Raw genomic sequence first — 12680 nt, 5'->3', positions numbered from 1 at the left:
ATCAGACATCGGTTCCGGTGATCGTCGACGACGCCAAATGCATCGCCGACAAAGGGTGCACCGTCTGCGTCGACGTCTGCCCGCTCGACGTGCTCCGCATCAGCGACATGACGAACAAGGCCTACATGGCCTATGACGAGTGCTGGTACTGCATGCCCTGTGAAGCGGATTGCCCGACCGGCGCGGTTACCGTCAACATTCCCTATCTGTTGAGGTGATCATGTCGAGCCCGTTCGAATCCTACGACGATCTCGAGGACGCCGATGAGCGGCTTCAGGCCGCCGACCCCGCCGAGCGCCGCGTCGCCATTATCGCGCTCGGCCATTCCGGGGATCCGGCCGCGGTCGGCCATCTCGCCACCATGGTCGCCGATCCCGATGCCGGCGTGCGCCAGCAGGTCGCGATGGCGCTCGGCGAGTTCGACGGGCCGGAGGCCGCGAGCGCGCTGGTCAAGCTGCTGGTCGACCCTGAAAGGATCGTGGCATCAGCGGCTGCCGACAGCATGGCCGAGTTCAAGGATCCGGCCTGCGCTGAAATCATCCTGCCGCTGGTCAAGCACGCCCACGCCTTCGTCCGCATGGGCGCACTGCGCGCGCTGAAGGAGCTGCGCTGCAAGGATACGCTGAAGCCGTCGCTGGAAGCGCTCCAGGACACTGACGCCGCCGTGCGCGTGCAGGCGATCGGCGTGATCGGCTTCTTGAAGCTGGAAGAATCCATCCCCGCGCTGACGGCGCTGATCAACGACCCTGATGCCCATGTCCGCCGTGCCGCCGTCAGTGCGCTGGCGTTCTCGCAGATGAAGCCAGCGGCCGAGACCATCACGCGCGCGCTGAAGGACCCGGATTGGATGGTACGCGAGATGGCGGCGGAGACGCTGGGCCTCAACATCAACGGTTCTCTCGCCGCCGATCAACTCATTGCCTGCCTTGCCGACGGGTTCTGGCAGGTGCGGCTGAAGGCAATCCGCAGCCTCGGCAGGATGAAGATCGAGCGCGCGGTGCGCCCGATCGGCAATTGCATCAACCATGACCAGGCCAATTTGCGTAAGGAGGCAGCCGCCGCGCTCGGCGAGATCGCCGATCCCGAGGGCGAGGCCTACCTCGCGGTGGTCGCCGACGATCCCGATCCCGACGTGCGCAAGAACGCGCGCTGGGCGCTCCAGCAGATCGCGGCGAAAAGGACGCGAGCAGGATCGTAGGGCAAGATCTGAGTGCGACATTCCAGAACGCGGTCATGGCGGCGGGTCTGTTTTCGCGCTGGGAAAATCGGCGTCAGCGCACCCTATACCGCGCACGTCGACATGCCGCACGCAGAGCCCGCGGAATAGGAGTTAGACCTGACTGCCCGTAACGGCACTTGCGACCAGCCCGGCTACGATCCGTCGCCAGGCCGATGCGGTGAAGCGAGGGCCGCAAATCGCCGGGTGCCCGGCGGCCGACGCCCGCGAAATTAATTGCTTCTGCATTACGGCGTCGTTCCCTAGGATCGGTCTGTGCTTGACGAAATTCCGACGTCCGCACGAGCTCGGTCAAGTGAGTGATCCCGGAAAGAGGCGACTACGATCATGAGCAATGCCATCACTGCCACCGGAGAGAAGCCGCTGACTTCGGCCATGCTGCGCGAGTTGTCGGTGCGGTCCGATTGGCAAGGTCTGGTCCGTGCGGCTAGCCACTACGGCGTCATCATCGTTGTCGGCGCGCTGATCTGGCTGGTCTCTTCGCGATACGGAATCCTATGGGCGTTGCCGCTGGTCGTCGTCCAAGGTTACTTTGTCGCATTCCTGTTCATGGTGGTACACGAGACCGCCCACAAGACGGCGTTTCGCAGCCGCGCGCTTAATCTCGCCTTCGGTCATCTCTCCTCGTTCGCGGTCGGCTTGCCTTACGAATATTACTGCTTATTCCACTGGGATCATCATCGCTATACGCAGGATCCAAAGAGGGATCCGGAACTGCTGTCGGTCCCAATCCCAACCTCGAACGCGCAACTGCTGATCGTCTACAGCGGCTTGCGGCAGGTCGCCTTCCGGGTGGGGTTGATGCTTCGCCATGCACTGACCGGCAATGCCACGTCGCCGTGGATTCCGGAAAGCAAACGCCACATTGTCGTGATGGAAGCGCGCCTGCATCTGGCAGGCTACGTCGCGCTGTTGCTGGCATCGATCGCGTTGCACACCTTGATCCTGTTGTGGGTCTGGGTCGTCCCCGTGATCGTCGGTCAATTGTTTCTGCGTCCGTATCTGCTTGCCGAACACACCGGCTGCGATCGCACGCGCAGCGCCTTCCAGAACACCCGCACCACCTATACCGCCATGTTCGTGCGCTGGTTCGCATGGAACATGCCCTATCATGTCGAACACCATGCCTATCCTTCGATTCCTTTCCATGCGCTGCCGAAACTGAACCGGATCGTCGCCGATCGGATCGTCTACCGGGGCCCGGGCTACATCGCAGTGACGCGGCAGACGTGGGCCTGGTTTCGCTGCGCACGCAACGGTATCGAAAGCCCGATCGGTTCTGATTGAATCGGGATCAGGGCTTGGCGAAAGCCAGCAGAGTGCCGTTGCCGCAGGCTATGCTGCGCCCAAGATGTGAGCAGCTTGATGAATTTGTTGCCCCAGTCATGGTCGGAAGCTGTTTGCTTGCGCCAAAAGTGGACAGCAGGGCCTTGTCGATTAATTGCTTCATGGTCTTCCATCTTCAGACGATCCTATCGTTAAGGTCGATCACCTCCGGTCGCCGGCATCACAGGGGTTTGGCATGCGATCAACAACTGCTCTTCGCTTCGCCGTGTTCGTGCTATCTGCGTCCTTCCTGTTTGCGCCGTCCGAGCGCGCGACAGCCGAGGAGTTGCTGAAGGCGCGGCTCGCCCAGAATCTTGGGCCGATCTCGGGACTGGCGATCGTTGCCAATGCGAAGGGCATTTTCGCCAAGCAGGGGCTCGACATCTCGGTCTCCAATTTCACCAGCGGGAAGCAGTGCCTCGATACGGTGCTTGGGGGAGGGGCGGATATCGCGACAACAGCCGAGGCGCCGGTCACGGCGGCCGCGATGGCGCAACAGCCGATCGCCTTCGTGGCGGGGATGGAATATTCGGATCTCAAGACCATGACCGCAGCTTCTGCCGGGATCAAGACGAAGGCCGATCTGCGTGGAAAGCGAATCGCCTTTACGGCCGGAACCGGCAGCGAAGTCTACACCTCGGTTCTGTTGAAGGCGGCGGGCCTGACGTCGAAGGACGTGACGCTCGTCAACCTGCGACCTCAGGAGATGCTCCCTGCCATGGCGGCCGGCAGCATCGACGCATTCGATACCTGGGAGCCGCACGTCGCGAATGCGAAGAAGGCTCTGGGCGAAGGCGCGATCCCGCTTGATACCAAAGGTCTCTATTCGGAGACCTTCAATATCGTCGTGACGCAGTCTTACCTCGCCGCCAACCCGGCGATCGTCAGCAAGTTCCTGGCGTCCCTCATCGAAGCCGAGGGCTGGCTCAAGGCGAATCCGGGTGAAGCAATCGACGTCATCGCAGCGGCGACGGGGATGAAACGCGATGAATTGGCTTCGATCTGGCCGGACTACGTCTACCATGTGCGCATCGACGACAGGATTCTCACGACTCTGAAAACCCATGCCGCCTGGCGGCTCGAGACCGGCAATCATCCCCCTGGAGCGAGCATGCCCGATTTCTCGAAAGTCCTGGTGACGGCGCCGCTGAAGACGCTCGATCCAGCTCGCGTCACACTGGAAGCGCGCCCGTGAGCATCGGCAGGCGCAGCATTGCGACCGCGACCGCACGGCTGAGCGTACTGGTCGCCGCCCTCTCCGTGCCCGCCTTCACAGGTGTGTGGGAACTGGTTGCGCGCTCCGGCATCGTGAACACCGTGCTGTTTCCGCCGCCGTCGACCGTTGCCGTCGCCGTTCTCGAATGGATTCGCAGCGGACAATTCTTCGCCGACCTGATGGCGAGCCTCGCGCGCGTGGCCGGGGGATTTGCCATCGGGGCCGCAGGAGGGATCGTGCTCGGCATCCTGACCGGCCGGTTTCGCCTGGTGTCCAGCCTGCTTTCGCCCTTGTTTCACATTCTTCGTCCAATTCCTCCCATCGCCTTCGTGCCGATCGTCATCCTTTGGTTTGGCCTCTCGGAGACAGGCAAGCTTTTCCTGGTCGTTTGGGGCGTGTTCTTCACGGTATGGCTCGCGACCCACATCGGGGTGCAGAAAGTCGACCGCGGACTTATCCGTGCCGCCCAGATGCTCGGCACGCCGCAGCCGCAGATGCTGTGGGAGATCGTCCTTCTTGGCGCGCTGCCCTATATCACGGTCGGTCTTCGAACCGCGGTGAGCATTTCCTTCTACACGCTGGTCGCCGCCGAGTTGGCAGGAGCGTTCGCCGGTATCGTTTATCGTATCGAAATTGCGCAACAGAACATGCAAACGGGTCAGGTCATGGGCGGGCTGGCGGCTCTCGGGCTGCTTTCCTTCGTCGCCGACCGTTCCTTCGCGATTCTTGCCGAACGTACCGTGTGGTGGCGATGACCCCGAGCCTTCTTCGTCCAGACCAGCCGCTCAGGCTTGTGGATACGTACCCGCCGTCCGCCCCGGCGCGTCAGGCGATCATCCGGGTCGAGGATTTGAGCATCGTCTTCGATGCGCCGAGTGGACAGGTCATCGCGGTCGATCGCGTATCCCTGGCCGTAGCCCAAGGAGAATTCGTCTCGATCGTCGGTCCATCCGGCTGCGGCAAGTCCACGCTCCTGAATGCGATGGCCGGCCTCGAGCAGCCGTTCGAAGGCCAGGTGCTCATGGCCGGCGAAGCAATGCTCGCGCCACGGTCCGAGATCGGGATGGTCTTCCAGCAGCCACATCTGTTTCCGTGGAAATCGGTGCGCCGGAACATCGCGCACGGGCCGCGCGCCCTCGGCAAGCCGAAAGCGGAGGCGCTGCGGATTGCCGACGACCTTATCGAGATGATCGGGCTGACCAGATTTGCGTCGGCATATCCGCACACGCTATCGGGAGGCATGCAGCAGCGGGTTGCGATTGCCCGTGCCCTCGCCAATCAGCCGAGCGTATTGTTGATGGACGAGCCGTTCGGAGCGCTGGATGCGCAGACCCGGGCGGTCATGCAGGACAATCTGCTCGAGCTCCGCGAGCGGATCAACGCAACAATCGTCTTCGTCACACACGATATCGATGAAGCGATCCTTCTCTCTGACCGTGTACTGATCATGAGCGCCGGACCTGGCCGTATCCTCAAGGATCTTCAGGTGAGCCTGCCGCGGCCGCGCTCCAGCGCCATCGTCGCGGAGGCTGCCTGTCTCGCCCTCAAGCGGGATTGCCTTGACCTGATCCGCTCGGAAGGCCGCCGGGCCTTCGAGCAGATGGAAATCAAGACGTAGGCGCCTGACGACAGGTCTGGCATGGCTCTTGAATGGCCTTCCCTTGCGGCGGCAGGGGGGCGAGCAGATGTCAGCGTCAAGTCTCAGGAATGCGACCGGCATCATGCTGGCGGGATCGGATGCTCTGGTCGGGTCGCTGCCGAGCTTGTTGGATCCGTTGTGTGAGGCTGACCGGCGTCGTGTCCTCGCCATCGGCCGCGAGGAGGTCCTGCCGACAGGCAAGCATGTCTGGCGTCAGGGCGATCTGCAGAACGGCATTTATCTGATCGAAGAGGGGCGTATTCGCAGCTACTACGCGGCGCCTTCCGGACGCGAGGTGACGCTGGCCTACTGGTTCGCCGGCAATTTCGTCGGCGGCCCGGATCTGTTCGGTACCGGTGCGCACGTATGGTCTTCGGTTGCAGTGGAACGGAGCCGAGTGACGTTCTTGCCCGGCCCAGCTCTGCGCGCGCTGGCGCTTCAATCGGCAAGTATTGCGGTCGCGCTGCTGGATGCGCTCGCCTTCAAGGCACGGTGCTATTCGGCCATGGCGCAAATGCTGGGGACCCGCTCGGTGACCGAGCGGTTGCATCGTCTGTTAGTGTTCCTCTCGAAGATCTACGGTTCGCAGCAGGGCCGCGAGATCGTGATCGGGATCCCGTTCACGCATGGTGATCTCGCCAATCTGATCGGCTCAACCCGCCAATGGGTGACGGTGCAGCTTTCCCGCATGCAGGCAAGAGGCGTCATCCGTTATCACCGCGGCCTGATTGTGATCCTCAATCTGCGCGCTCTCGATCTCGAAGTCGTCTAGGACGCGGCCTTCGGATATACCTCTAGATCGAACAGTCCGGCCTTCCCATCGGGCAGCCATCGCTCGGCAAGGTCGAGAAGAGCATAGTCGCGCCACGCAGGCGCTAGCAAAGTGATGCCCATCGGCATGCCGTTGCCGAGCGTTGCGTTGGGAACTGCCACCGCGCACAAGTCCACGAGATTGGCAAAATAGGAGTAGTAACCGAGGCGGTTGTTGAGCGTGATGGGATCTTCCATCATCTCCGCGATCGTGAAGGGGCGTGGCGCGGTCGGTACCACCAGGACATCGATCTCCTCGAAAAGCGTTTGGATCTGGCGTCGCAGCTTCAAAAGTCGATGTTGCGCGGCGAACGCATCTGTTGCGGAAAACCGGGCAGCTGCGCTCAGCACGTTGCGGATGACGTCAAGCAGGTCTCCATGATCGATGTCCAGGAGCTTGCTGATCGCCGCATGACGTTCGGCAATCCAAGGCCCTGAAAAGAGCATTTCACCGGCGTCGGCGAAAGGCGTGAAGTCAATTTTCCTGGCTTGACCTCCCAGTCCCGAAAGCCTCGTGCAGGCCTGCCTGTAAAGGTCATCGCATTCCGGCATGCCGAATGAATTCAGATGACCGACAGGGACCTGGCCGAACCGGAATTTGCGAGGAGATGGGGAGGACGAGGCAATCCGTTGGCGGCTATAGGGATCGCTGTCGTCGAATCCTTCGATCAACCCGAGCAGAATTCGACCCTCGGCAACGGAATTGCAGAAGATCGAGGGACAATCGAGCGTCGGACAGTTCGGCACGAGCCCCCGGGATGAGACGAGGCCGACCGTTGGCTTGATCCCAATAATCCCATTGAAGCCTGCGGGAATACGGCCCGAGCCGCCGGTATCTGTGCCGAGAGCGAAGGCAACATGGCCGGATGCTACGGCAGCAGCCGAACCGGAACTCGAACCGCCGGAGACATACAGATCGTTCGCCGCACTGGAACAGGCGCCATAGGGGGAGCGGGTGCCGGACAGTCCGGTTGCGAACTGATCCAGGTTGGTCTTGCCAAGACAGATCGCACCTGTGGCCGTCAAAATCTCGACGCATCTGGCCGATCGCGCGGCCACATATTCGAATGACGGACAGGCTGCGGTCGTCGGCATGTCCTCGACGTCAATATTGTCCTTGACGCCGAATGGCACGCCAAGGAGCGGCAGCACTTCACCCGCCGCTGCTCGCCGCACAAGGGCATCGGCCTCGGCCAGCGCTTCTTCCATGGGCCGCACATAGATCCAGCAGTTGCGGTGCCGGTCCCGTTCGATGCGCTCATAGGCGGTTGTGATGATGGAGGCCAACTCGGCAGGCGAACGTAGAAGTCGACTCTGCGCGGATAAGATAGCTTGCGGCACGGAAATAAACTCCTGAGGGCATGACCCCAAAATATGAAGTCGCCGCACAGCAATGAAAGCAACTAAGCGCCTCTGCCGCACCGGCAGGACTCGAACCTGCAACCAGACCGTTATGAGCGGCAGGAAAGAAGATTAGGTCATTGATTTATCGTCATTTTTCCTGATGTTCGACCACGTTTGTCTCTGTTGGTGAGGCGGTTTCTGGTGCCGATCCGGCACGCGCAGAAATGGATAAACCGCTTGCGCCGCGAGGCGGTCGCTCATTTCGCAGGCCGTTTACGGATCAAAAGCCCAGATCCTATCTTTACACGGAGTGAGCAACGGCTATCGAAGGCGGTGGTGGTTCAACGGCACGACCTTCACCGGCACGCCGCCGGCGAATTACAATGGCACAATCAACATCAAGGTCACGGCCAGCGACGGCGCGCTGACGGCGAGCGACATCTTTGCGCTGACCATCACGCCGGTGAACGACGCTCCGGCGGATCACGCCAGTCAACGACAAGCCGGTCGCGGCCAATGACGGTCCGTCTCCGTGACCCATGGCGACACGCTCGCAATAGCGCACGCAAGCCTGCTCGCCAGCGACGTCGATATCGACGGCGACAACTTGACAATCGTCTCTGTCGGCGCGGCGCCCAAGGGTACCGTTGTCATCGACGGGCAGGGCGTCAGTTATCCGCCTGATTTCGGCTACGAAGGATCCGACAGCTTCACCTATACGATCAGCCATGGCGTCGCGACGGCGACGGCCACCGTCAGTCTCACCATCTCGAACGCCTTTGAGGGCTGGGTTGTGGGGGACGCCAACGCTGATACGCTGATCGGTGATGCGGTCGCTCCGAACAGCATCTACGGCGGCGCCGGAAATGACGTGATCACTGGCGGCAATGCTGCGGACCGTCTTGCCGGCGGCGCCAGAACCGACACGCTCAATGGTAATAACGGCGATGACTCATTCTGGGGCATGGACGGCAATGACGCGATCAATGGCGGCAACGGCACCGATACGGCCGATCTCACCTGGCGCAAGGAGGCGGCCGCGCATCCGATGGATTTCTTCGCCTGACGATGCTGTCGACCGTCGGTCCAAACAGCAACCGCAGGGCCGGTCAGCTGAAATGGCTGGGCCTGTCTTGTCGTATCGCGAGAGCGGGTAAGGCCTCTTCGAGTTTGCTGGTCGATTAGGTCGTGGTGCGGCCAACGAGGAATTCCTTTATACTCGGTTAGCGAGATGAGTATAAGCTCGCCTGCTATGCCGCCTTATCGTCACCCTGCTTTTGAAGCTCGTCGCATGATTTTGTCGAGCAGCCCTATTGAAGCTCTGTTCAATGTGAGCCGGCTGCTCACCGTCTGTTAATCTGTTGGACTATCACCGCGGCGGCCGGACTAAGCTCCCTCCAGTAGCAGCAATCTTGATCAGTCTTGCTTTCTTTGCCGGCTGCCGTGTTCAATCCGATTGCGCGAAAATGAATTCTTGAGGATGATGCCGCGAACGGCTAGGAGGCGCGAGTGACGCCTTCCAGCCAGCTCATGTCGTTCATAGGTAACTAATTGATATCGCAAGACTATCGCTTTTCCGTGGCGCCCATGATGGACTGGACCGACCGGCATTGCCGGGTGTTCCACCGTCACCTGACGCGGCGGGCACTGCTCTATACGGAAATGCTGACGACGGGCGCGATCATTCATGGCGACCGGGAGCGGCTGCTTGGGTTCGACGCGGTCGAGCATCCCGTGGCGCTTCAGTTCGGCGGATCAGATCCGCAAGAGCTAGCGCTGGCGGCGCGGATCGGCGAGGACTTCGGATATGACGAGATCAATCTCAATGTCGGCTGCCCGTCCGATCGCGTGAAGGATGGCCGGTTTGGCGCCTGCCTGATGGCCGAGCCGGAACTGGTGGCAAGGTGCGTCGATGCGATGAAGCGCCTGGTCGCCGTTCCCGTCACCGTGAAGTGCCGCATCGGCATCGACGATCAGGATCCGGAGGCCGCGCTCGATGCGCTCGCGCGTACGGTGGTCGCCGCAGGCTGCGATGCGTTGATCGTGCACGCCCGCAAGGCCTGGCTCAACGGCCTGTCTCCGAAGGAGAACCGCGACATCCCGCCGCTCGACTATGATCGCGTCTACCGGCTCAAGCGCGCAATGCCGGGTGTGCCCGTCATCATCAATGGCGGCATTCGGAGCATCGAGGAGGCAAGGGCGCATCTTGCCCATGTCGACGGCGTGATGCTCGGCCGCGCCGCCTATCAGGAACCGTGGCGGCTGCTGTCAGTCGACGCCGAGGTATTCGGCGAGGCGGCGCCGTCCGCCTCCATGCAGGACGCGCTCGAGGCGATGATGCCCTACGTCGAAAAGCAACTGGCGCACGGCACCCGGCTGCACGCGATGACGCGGCATTTCGTCGGCGCATTTCACGCCGTGCCCGGTGCGCGTGCATTCCGCCGGCATCTGGCCGAGCAGGGTGTGAAGCCCGGTGCAGGTCTCGATGTGCTGCGCGAGGCGATCATGCGTGTCGGGGCCCGCGCGCCGGCTGAGGCGGCCTAAGTGAGCTAGTCGACCGCTGTACGCGCGCGACGGTGGTTGGCCTGCAGCTCCGGATATCCTGTCAGCATCAGCGTGTCGGCACGCACACCCCAGCTTTCCAATCGGTCGAGGAAGCTCATGCCGAGCAGATTGGTCTTCATCTGGCCGCGCTGCACGACGAGGGCCGGCACCGACTTCTCGACCAGCTTGCCGACGGCGAGACGGTCGAGCGTGAGCCGCGCCGCCTTGGTGTGGCCGCCCGCGGTCTCGAGATCGACGTCGTATTCAAGCATCTCGAGCGGCAGCCCGATCGCCTTGGCGGTTTCCCAGGTCAGCACCACCGATGTCGCGCCGGTATCGATTACCATCGGCGCGGTGACGCCGTTGATCTTCGCGCGCAGCGTGAATTCGCCGCCTTGGCTGCGCGGGATCTGCACGGCCGGCGCCGGGGAGGCGGCTTGAGCGCGAAAAATGTGCGAGACCTTGTGGCTGGCGCGCGCGATCTGGTCGGGATCGCCATAGGCGACGACGGCACCTGCCGTACCGGCGAGCATGATCAGAACGAGCAGGAAGCGGATCATCGCGCGCCTCCAAGGCCACGCAGGCGGATCAGACGTGCTTTGGGGATCCCGCGATCGGCGACAGTCCAGCTTCCGTCATGCGCCCCGGCAAGAGGGCCATGATCGCGAGCCGTTCCGCGCTTTCCATGGCGTGCCAGTGCGCGATCTCGGGCAAGGTGCGGCCGCAGCCGAAGCACAGCTTTGTCTTGGGATCGATCATGCACACGGCGACGCACGGCGTTTCTTTGCTCATACGGACATAGTGAGGGATGATCGGGCATGTGTGCAAGCATCTCGTTAAGAGCCTGTGCCAGCACTCATGATCGGCTTGTGGCGCGGCCGGCGTTTCTCGTCCGGCACAACGGAGTTCTCCGGTTGGAGCGGTGGAGAATCGTCCGAGATCGGGGCAAGCGCACTCATCACCCGCTCCGGCGGGAACGTGACGATCACCTCGGTGCCGATGCGCAGCTTCGATTTCAGCGTGAACGTGCCGCCGTGCAGGTCGATCAGGTTCTTGGCGATCGGCAGGCCGAGGCCGGCGCCCTGTTCAGCCGACTTGATCGAATTGGAGCCCTGACCGAACGAGGCGAGCACGACCGGGATCTCGTCCTCGGGAATGCCGGAGCCGGAATCCCTCACCGAGAGATATTGTCCGCCGGAGGCGGTCCAGCCGGCCTTGAGCCAGATCTCGCCGCCCTGCGGGGTGAACTTGATCGAGTTGGAGAGCAGGTTGAGCACGACCTGGCGGATCGCGCGCTCGTCGGCCCAGAGCCGCGGCATGGCCTGCTCGAACACTTCGTGGATGGTGATGCCGCGGCTCGAGGCACGCAGCTTCATCAGATGATGACAATCGGCGACGATGCCGACCAGGGACACCGCTTCCTCGTTGAGCTCGTAACGGCCGGCTTCGATCCGCGACAGATCGAGGATCTCGTTGATGAGGTTGAGCAGGTGCACGCCGGAATTGTGGATGTCGGCGGAATATTCCTTGTAGACCGGCACGGCATGCGCGCCGAAAATCTCGCTCTTCATCACCTCGGAGAAGCCGAGGATGGCGTTCAGCGGCGTCCGCAACTCGTGGCTCATCTGCGCGAGGAAGCGCGACTTGGCGACGTTGGCAGCTTCGGCGCGGTGGCGCGCTTCGTCCGAGATCGCCTTGGCCTGTTCCAGCTCGCCGATCAGCGCGTCCTTTTCCGCGCGCGCTTCCAGCGTGGCGAAGGTGGAGGAGTGCAGGCGGTGCGCCAACAGGACGAAATAGCCTTCGGCGGCGAGCGCCAGCGCGGCCAGGATGTAATTGTCCAGCGAGCCGGTCGTCACGAAGCTCAGCGCCATGGCGACCGCGACCGGCGCAGTGGCGGCAAGCGCTGCGATCGGCAGATTGGCGGCAAGCATGCTCGATACTGCGATCACCAGCAGCATCAGGAACATCATCAGGGTTTCGGTGACCATGTCGAGCACGGGATGGATCAGGATCGCCATCCAGCACAAGCCGTAGAGCAGGTCGAGCACGACGAAGCGTGTCCGCCATGCCCGGGTCGCCGCGGGCGAGGTGGATTCGGTCAGGAAGCGCCGGCAACTGCGGATCATGGCGCCGTGGATGCAGAGCATGCCGGCGGTCCAGACGGCGGCCGGGATCGGCTGCATCCACAGGCCGAACAGCACGCCGGTTGCGACCACCAGCAGCATCACGACATAGGAAGCCGACAGCCGCGTCTGGGCGTATTGGCGCAGCATCTCGGCGTCGAAAGCCGGCCGGGTTCCGCTGGTCGACGTTAACTTGTCGCGCGCCTCGCGCACCCGCTGCGCCGCAGCCCTTCGGCTGCTCGCCGATGGAGCGCTCACCGGCTCGGCCGGAAGCTGCACGACCTCAGGCTTTTCAGCGGGGTTACTCATCAAGCAACACGATTCCTGCCCGCGCCGGACGCGGGCCTTCTGCATTGTCTATCTCTGGCAAGAAATCCTTAAGAGGTGACTTAAGGAGCTAAAGAATTACGTTAACCCGGCGTTAATTTGGACCTCGCCGGT

The 12680-nt window shown here is 62.4% G+C and carries 15 protein-coding genes; 10 read left to right on the top strand and 5 right to left on the bottom strand.

Annotation, left to right across the window (positions count from 1 at the left end; genetic code table 11):
- The 3 genes from HZZ13_RS04875 to HZZ13_RS04865 all read left to right on the top strand — a co-directional run.
- The coding region (locus HZZ13_RS04875; RefSeq protein WP_197958502.1) for a 4Fe-4S dicluster domain-containing protein at nt 1-218 on the top strand (218 nt) is incomplete at its 5' end.
- Between the two features lie 2 nt (nt 219-220).
- Nucleotides 221-1198: a HEAT repeat domain-containing protein gene (locus HZZ13_RS04870; RefSeq protein WP_197958501.1), complete on the top strand. Its 978-nt coding sequence runs from the start codon at nt 221-223 to the stop codon at nt 1196-1198.
- Between the two features lie 366 nt (nt 1199-1564).
- Entirely contained in the window at nt 1565-2524 is a 960-nt protein-coding gene (locus HZZ13_RS04865) for a fatty acid desaturase (RefSeq protein ID WP_197958500.1), read from the top strand.
- Nucleotides 2525-2531: 7 nt separating this feature from the next.
- On the opposite strand, the gene HZZ13_RS04860 is transcribed toward HZZ13_RS04865, so the two are convergent.
- On the bottom strand, nt 2532-2687 hold the full coding sequence (locus tag HZZ13_RS04860) for a hypothetical protein (RefSeq protein ID WP_197958499.1): 156 nt from the start codon (nt 2685-2687) through the stop codon (nt 2532-2534).
- 72 nt (nt 2688-2759) lie between these two features.
- Between HZZ13_RS04860 and HZZ13_RS04855 the strand changes: the two genes are divergently transcribed.
- The 4 genes from HZZ13_RS04855 to HZZ13_RS04840 all read left to right on the top strand — a co-directional run bounded on the left by HZZ13_RS04855 (nt 2760) and on the right by HZZ13_RS04840 (nt 6190).
- On the top strand, nt 2760-3758 hold the full coding sequence (locus tag HZZ13_RS04855; protein WP_210349205.1) for an ABC transporter substrate-binding protein: 999 nt from the start codon (nt 2760-2762) through the stop codon (nt 3756-3758).
- Nucleotides 3755-4534, top strand: a complete 780-nt coding sequence (locus tag HZZ13_RS04850) for an ABC transporter permease (RefSeq protein ID WP_311972598.1) — start codon at nt 3755-3757, stop codon at nt 4532-4534. Before HZZ13_RS04855 ends, HZZ13_RS04850 begins: the two co-directional genes overlap by 4 nt.
- Nucleotides 4522-5397 (top strand): ABC transporter ATP-binding protein, encoded by an 876-nt coding sequence (locus tag HZZ13_RS04845; RefSeq protein WP_197958498.1) that lies wholly within the window; start codon nt 4522-4524, stop codon nt 5395-5397. Before HZZ13_RS04850 ends, HZZ13_RS04845 begins: the two co-directional genes overlap by 13 nt.
- A gap of 103 nt (nt 5398-5500) precedes the next feature.
- Nucleotides 5501-6190, top strand: a complete 690-nt coding sequence (locus HZZ13_RS04840) for a Crp/Fnr family transcriptional regulator (RefSeq protein ID WP_246504297.1) — start codon at nt 5501-5503, stop codon at nt 6188-6190.
- On the opposite strand, the gene atzF is transcribed toward HZZ13_RS04840, so the two are convergent.
- Nucleotides 6187-7569: an allophanate hydrolase gene (gene atzF, locus HZZ13_RS04835; protein ID WP_311972597.1), complete on the bottom strand. Its 1383-nt coding sequence runs from the start codon at nt 7567-7569 to the stop codon at nt 6187-6189. The genes HZZ13_RS04840 and atzF overlap by 4 nt on opposite strands.
- A 313-nt stretch (nt 7570-7882) precedes the next feature.
- Here atzF and HZZ13_RS04830 point away from each other — a divergent pair, with 313 nt between their 5' ends.
- The 3 genes from HZZ13_RS04830 to dusA all read left to right on the top strand — a co-directional run bounded on the left by HZZ13_RS04830 (nt 7883) and on the right by dusA (nt 10116).
- Nucleotides 7883-8092, top strand: coding sequence for a putative Ig domain-containing protein (locus tag HZZ13_RS04830; protein ID WP_197958497.1), 210 nt, complete (start codon nt 7883-7885; stop codon nt 8090-8092).
- 12 nt (nt 8093-8104) lie between these two features.
- Nucleotides 8105-8638, top strand: a complete 534-nt coding sequence (locus tag HZZ13_RS37335) for a cadherin-like domain-containing protein (RefSeq protein ID WP_197958496.1) — start codon at nt 8105-8107, stop codon at nt 8636-8638.
- Nucleotides 8639-9123: 485 nt separating this feature from the next.
- The gene (gene dusA, locus HZZ13_RS04820) at nt 9124-10116 is read left to right on the top strand and encodes a tRNA dihydrouridine(20/20a) synthase DusA (RefSeq protein WP_197958495.1); all 993 of its coding nucleotides are present in this window, start codon (nt 9124-9126) and stop codon (nt 10114-10116) included.
- Between the two features lie 5 nt (nt 10117-10121).
- Here the strand turns inward: dusA and HZZ13_RS04815 are convergent, their stop codons facing one another.
- Genes HZZ13_RS04815 through HZZ13_RS04805 form a run of 3 tightly spaced genes read right to left on the bottom strand, consistent with a single transcriptional unit; the run spans nt 10122 to nt 12548 of the window.
- Entirely contained in the window at nt 10122-10676 is a 555-nt protein-coding gene (locus HZZ13_RS04815; RefSeq protein ID WP_197958494.1) for a TIGR02281 family clan AA aspartic protease, read from the bottom strand.
- A gap of 28 nt (nt 10677-10704) precedes the next feature.
- Nucleotides 10705-10908, bottom strand: coding sequence for a DUF1289 domain-containing protein (locus HZZ13_RS04810; RefSeq protein ID WP_197958493.1), 204 nt, complete (start codon nt 10906-10908; stop codon nt 10705-10707).
- 44 nt (nt 10909-10952) lie between these two features.
- Complete coding sequence (locus HZZ13_RS04805) at nt 10953-12548, bottom strand: sensor histidine kinase (protein WP_197958492.1); 1596 nt, start codon at nt 12546-12548, stop codon at nt 10953-10955.
- Between the last annotated feature and the right edge of the window lie 132 nt (nt 12549-12680).

Origin of the sequence: Bradyrhizobium agreste (genome assembly GCF_016031625.1) — a bacterium.
GTDB classification, from domain to species: Bacteria; Pseudomonadota; Alphaproteobacteria; order Rhizobiales; family Xanthobacteraceae; genus Bradyrhizobium; species Bradyrhizobium agreste.
The sequence above is the reverse complement of the archived record's forward strand: the minus strand, read 5'-3'. Positions and strand labels throughout refer to the sequence as shown.

Excerpts from the sequence above, each read along its gene's own strand:
- HZZ13_RS04855 (WP_210349205.1), top strand. The coding sequence starts at position 2,760 with ATGCGATCAACAACTGCTCTTCGCTTCGCCGTGTTCGTGCTATCTGCG.
- HZZ13_RS04840 (WP_246504297.1), top strand. The coding sequence starts at position 5,501 with ATGCTGGCGGGATCGGATGCTCTGGTCGGGTCGCTGCCGAGCTTGTTG.
- HZZ13_RS04810 (WP_197958493.1), bottom strand. The coding sequence starts at position 10,908 with ATGAGCAAAGAAACGCCGTGCGTCGCCGTGTGCATGATCGATCCCAAG.
- HZZ13_RS04865 (WP_197958500.1), top strand. The coding sequence starts at position 1,565 with ATGAGCAATGCCATCACTGCCACCGGAGAGAAGCCGCTGACTTCGGCC.
- HZZ13_RS04815 (WP_197958494.1), bottom strand. The coding sequence starts at position 10,676 with ATGATCCGCTTCCTGCTCGTTCTGATCATGCTCGCCGGTACGGCAGGT.
- HZZ13_RS04870 (WP_197958501.1), top strand. The coding sequence starts at position 221 with ATGTCGAGCCCGTTCGAATCCTACGACGATCTCGAGGACGCCGATGAG.
- HZZ13_RS04860 (WP_197958499.1), bottom strand. The coding sequence starts at position 2,687 with ATGAAGCAATTAATCGACAAGGCCCTGCTGTCCACTTTTGGCGCAAGC.
- HZZ13_RS04805 (WP_197958492.1), bottom strand. The coding sequence starts at position 12,548 with ATGAGTAACCCCGCTGAAAAGCCTGAGGTCGTGCAGCTTCCGGCCGAG.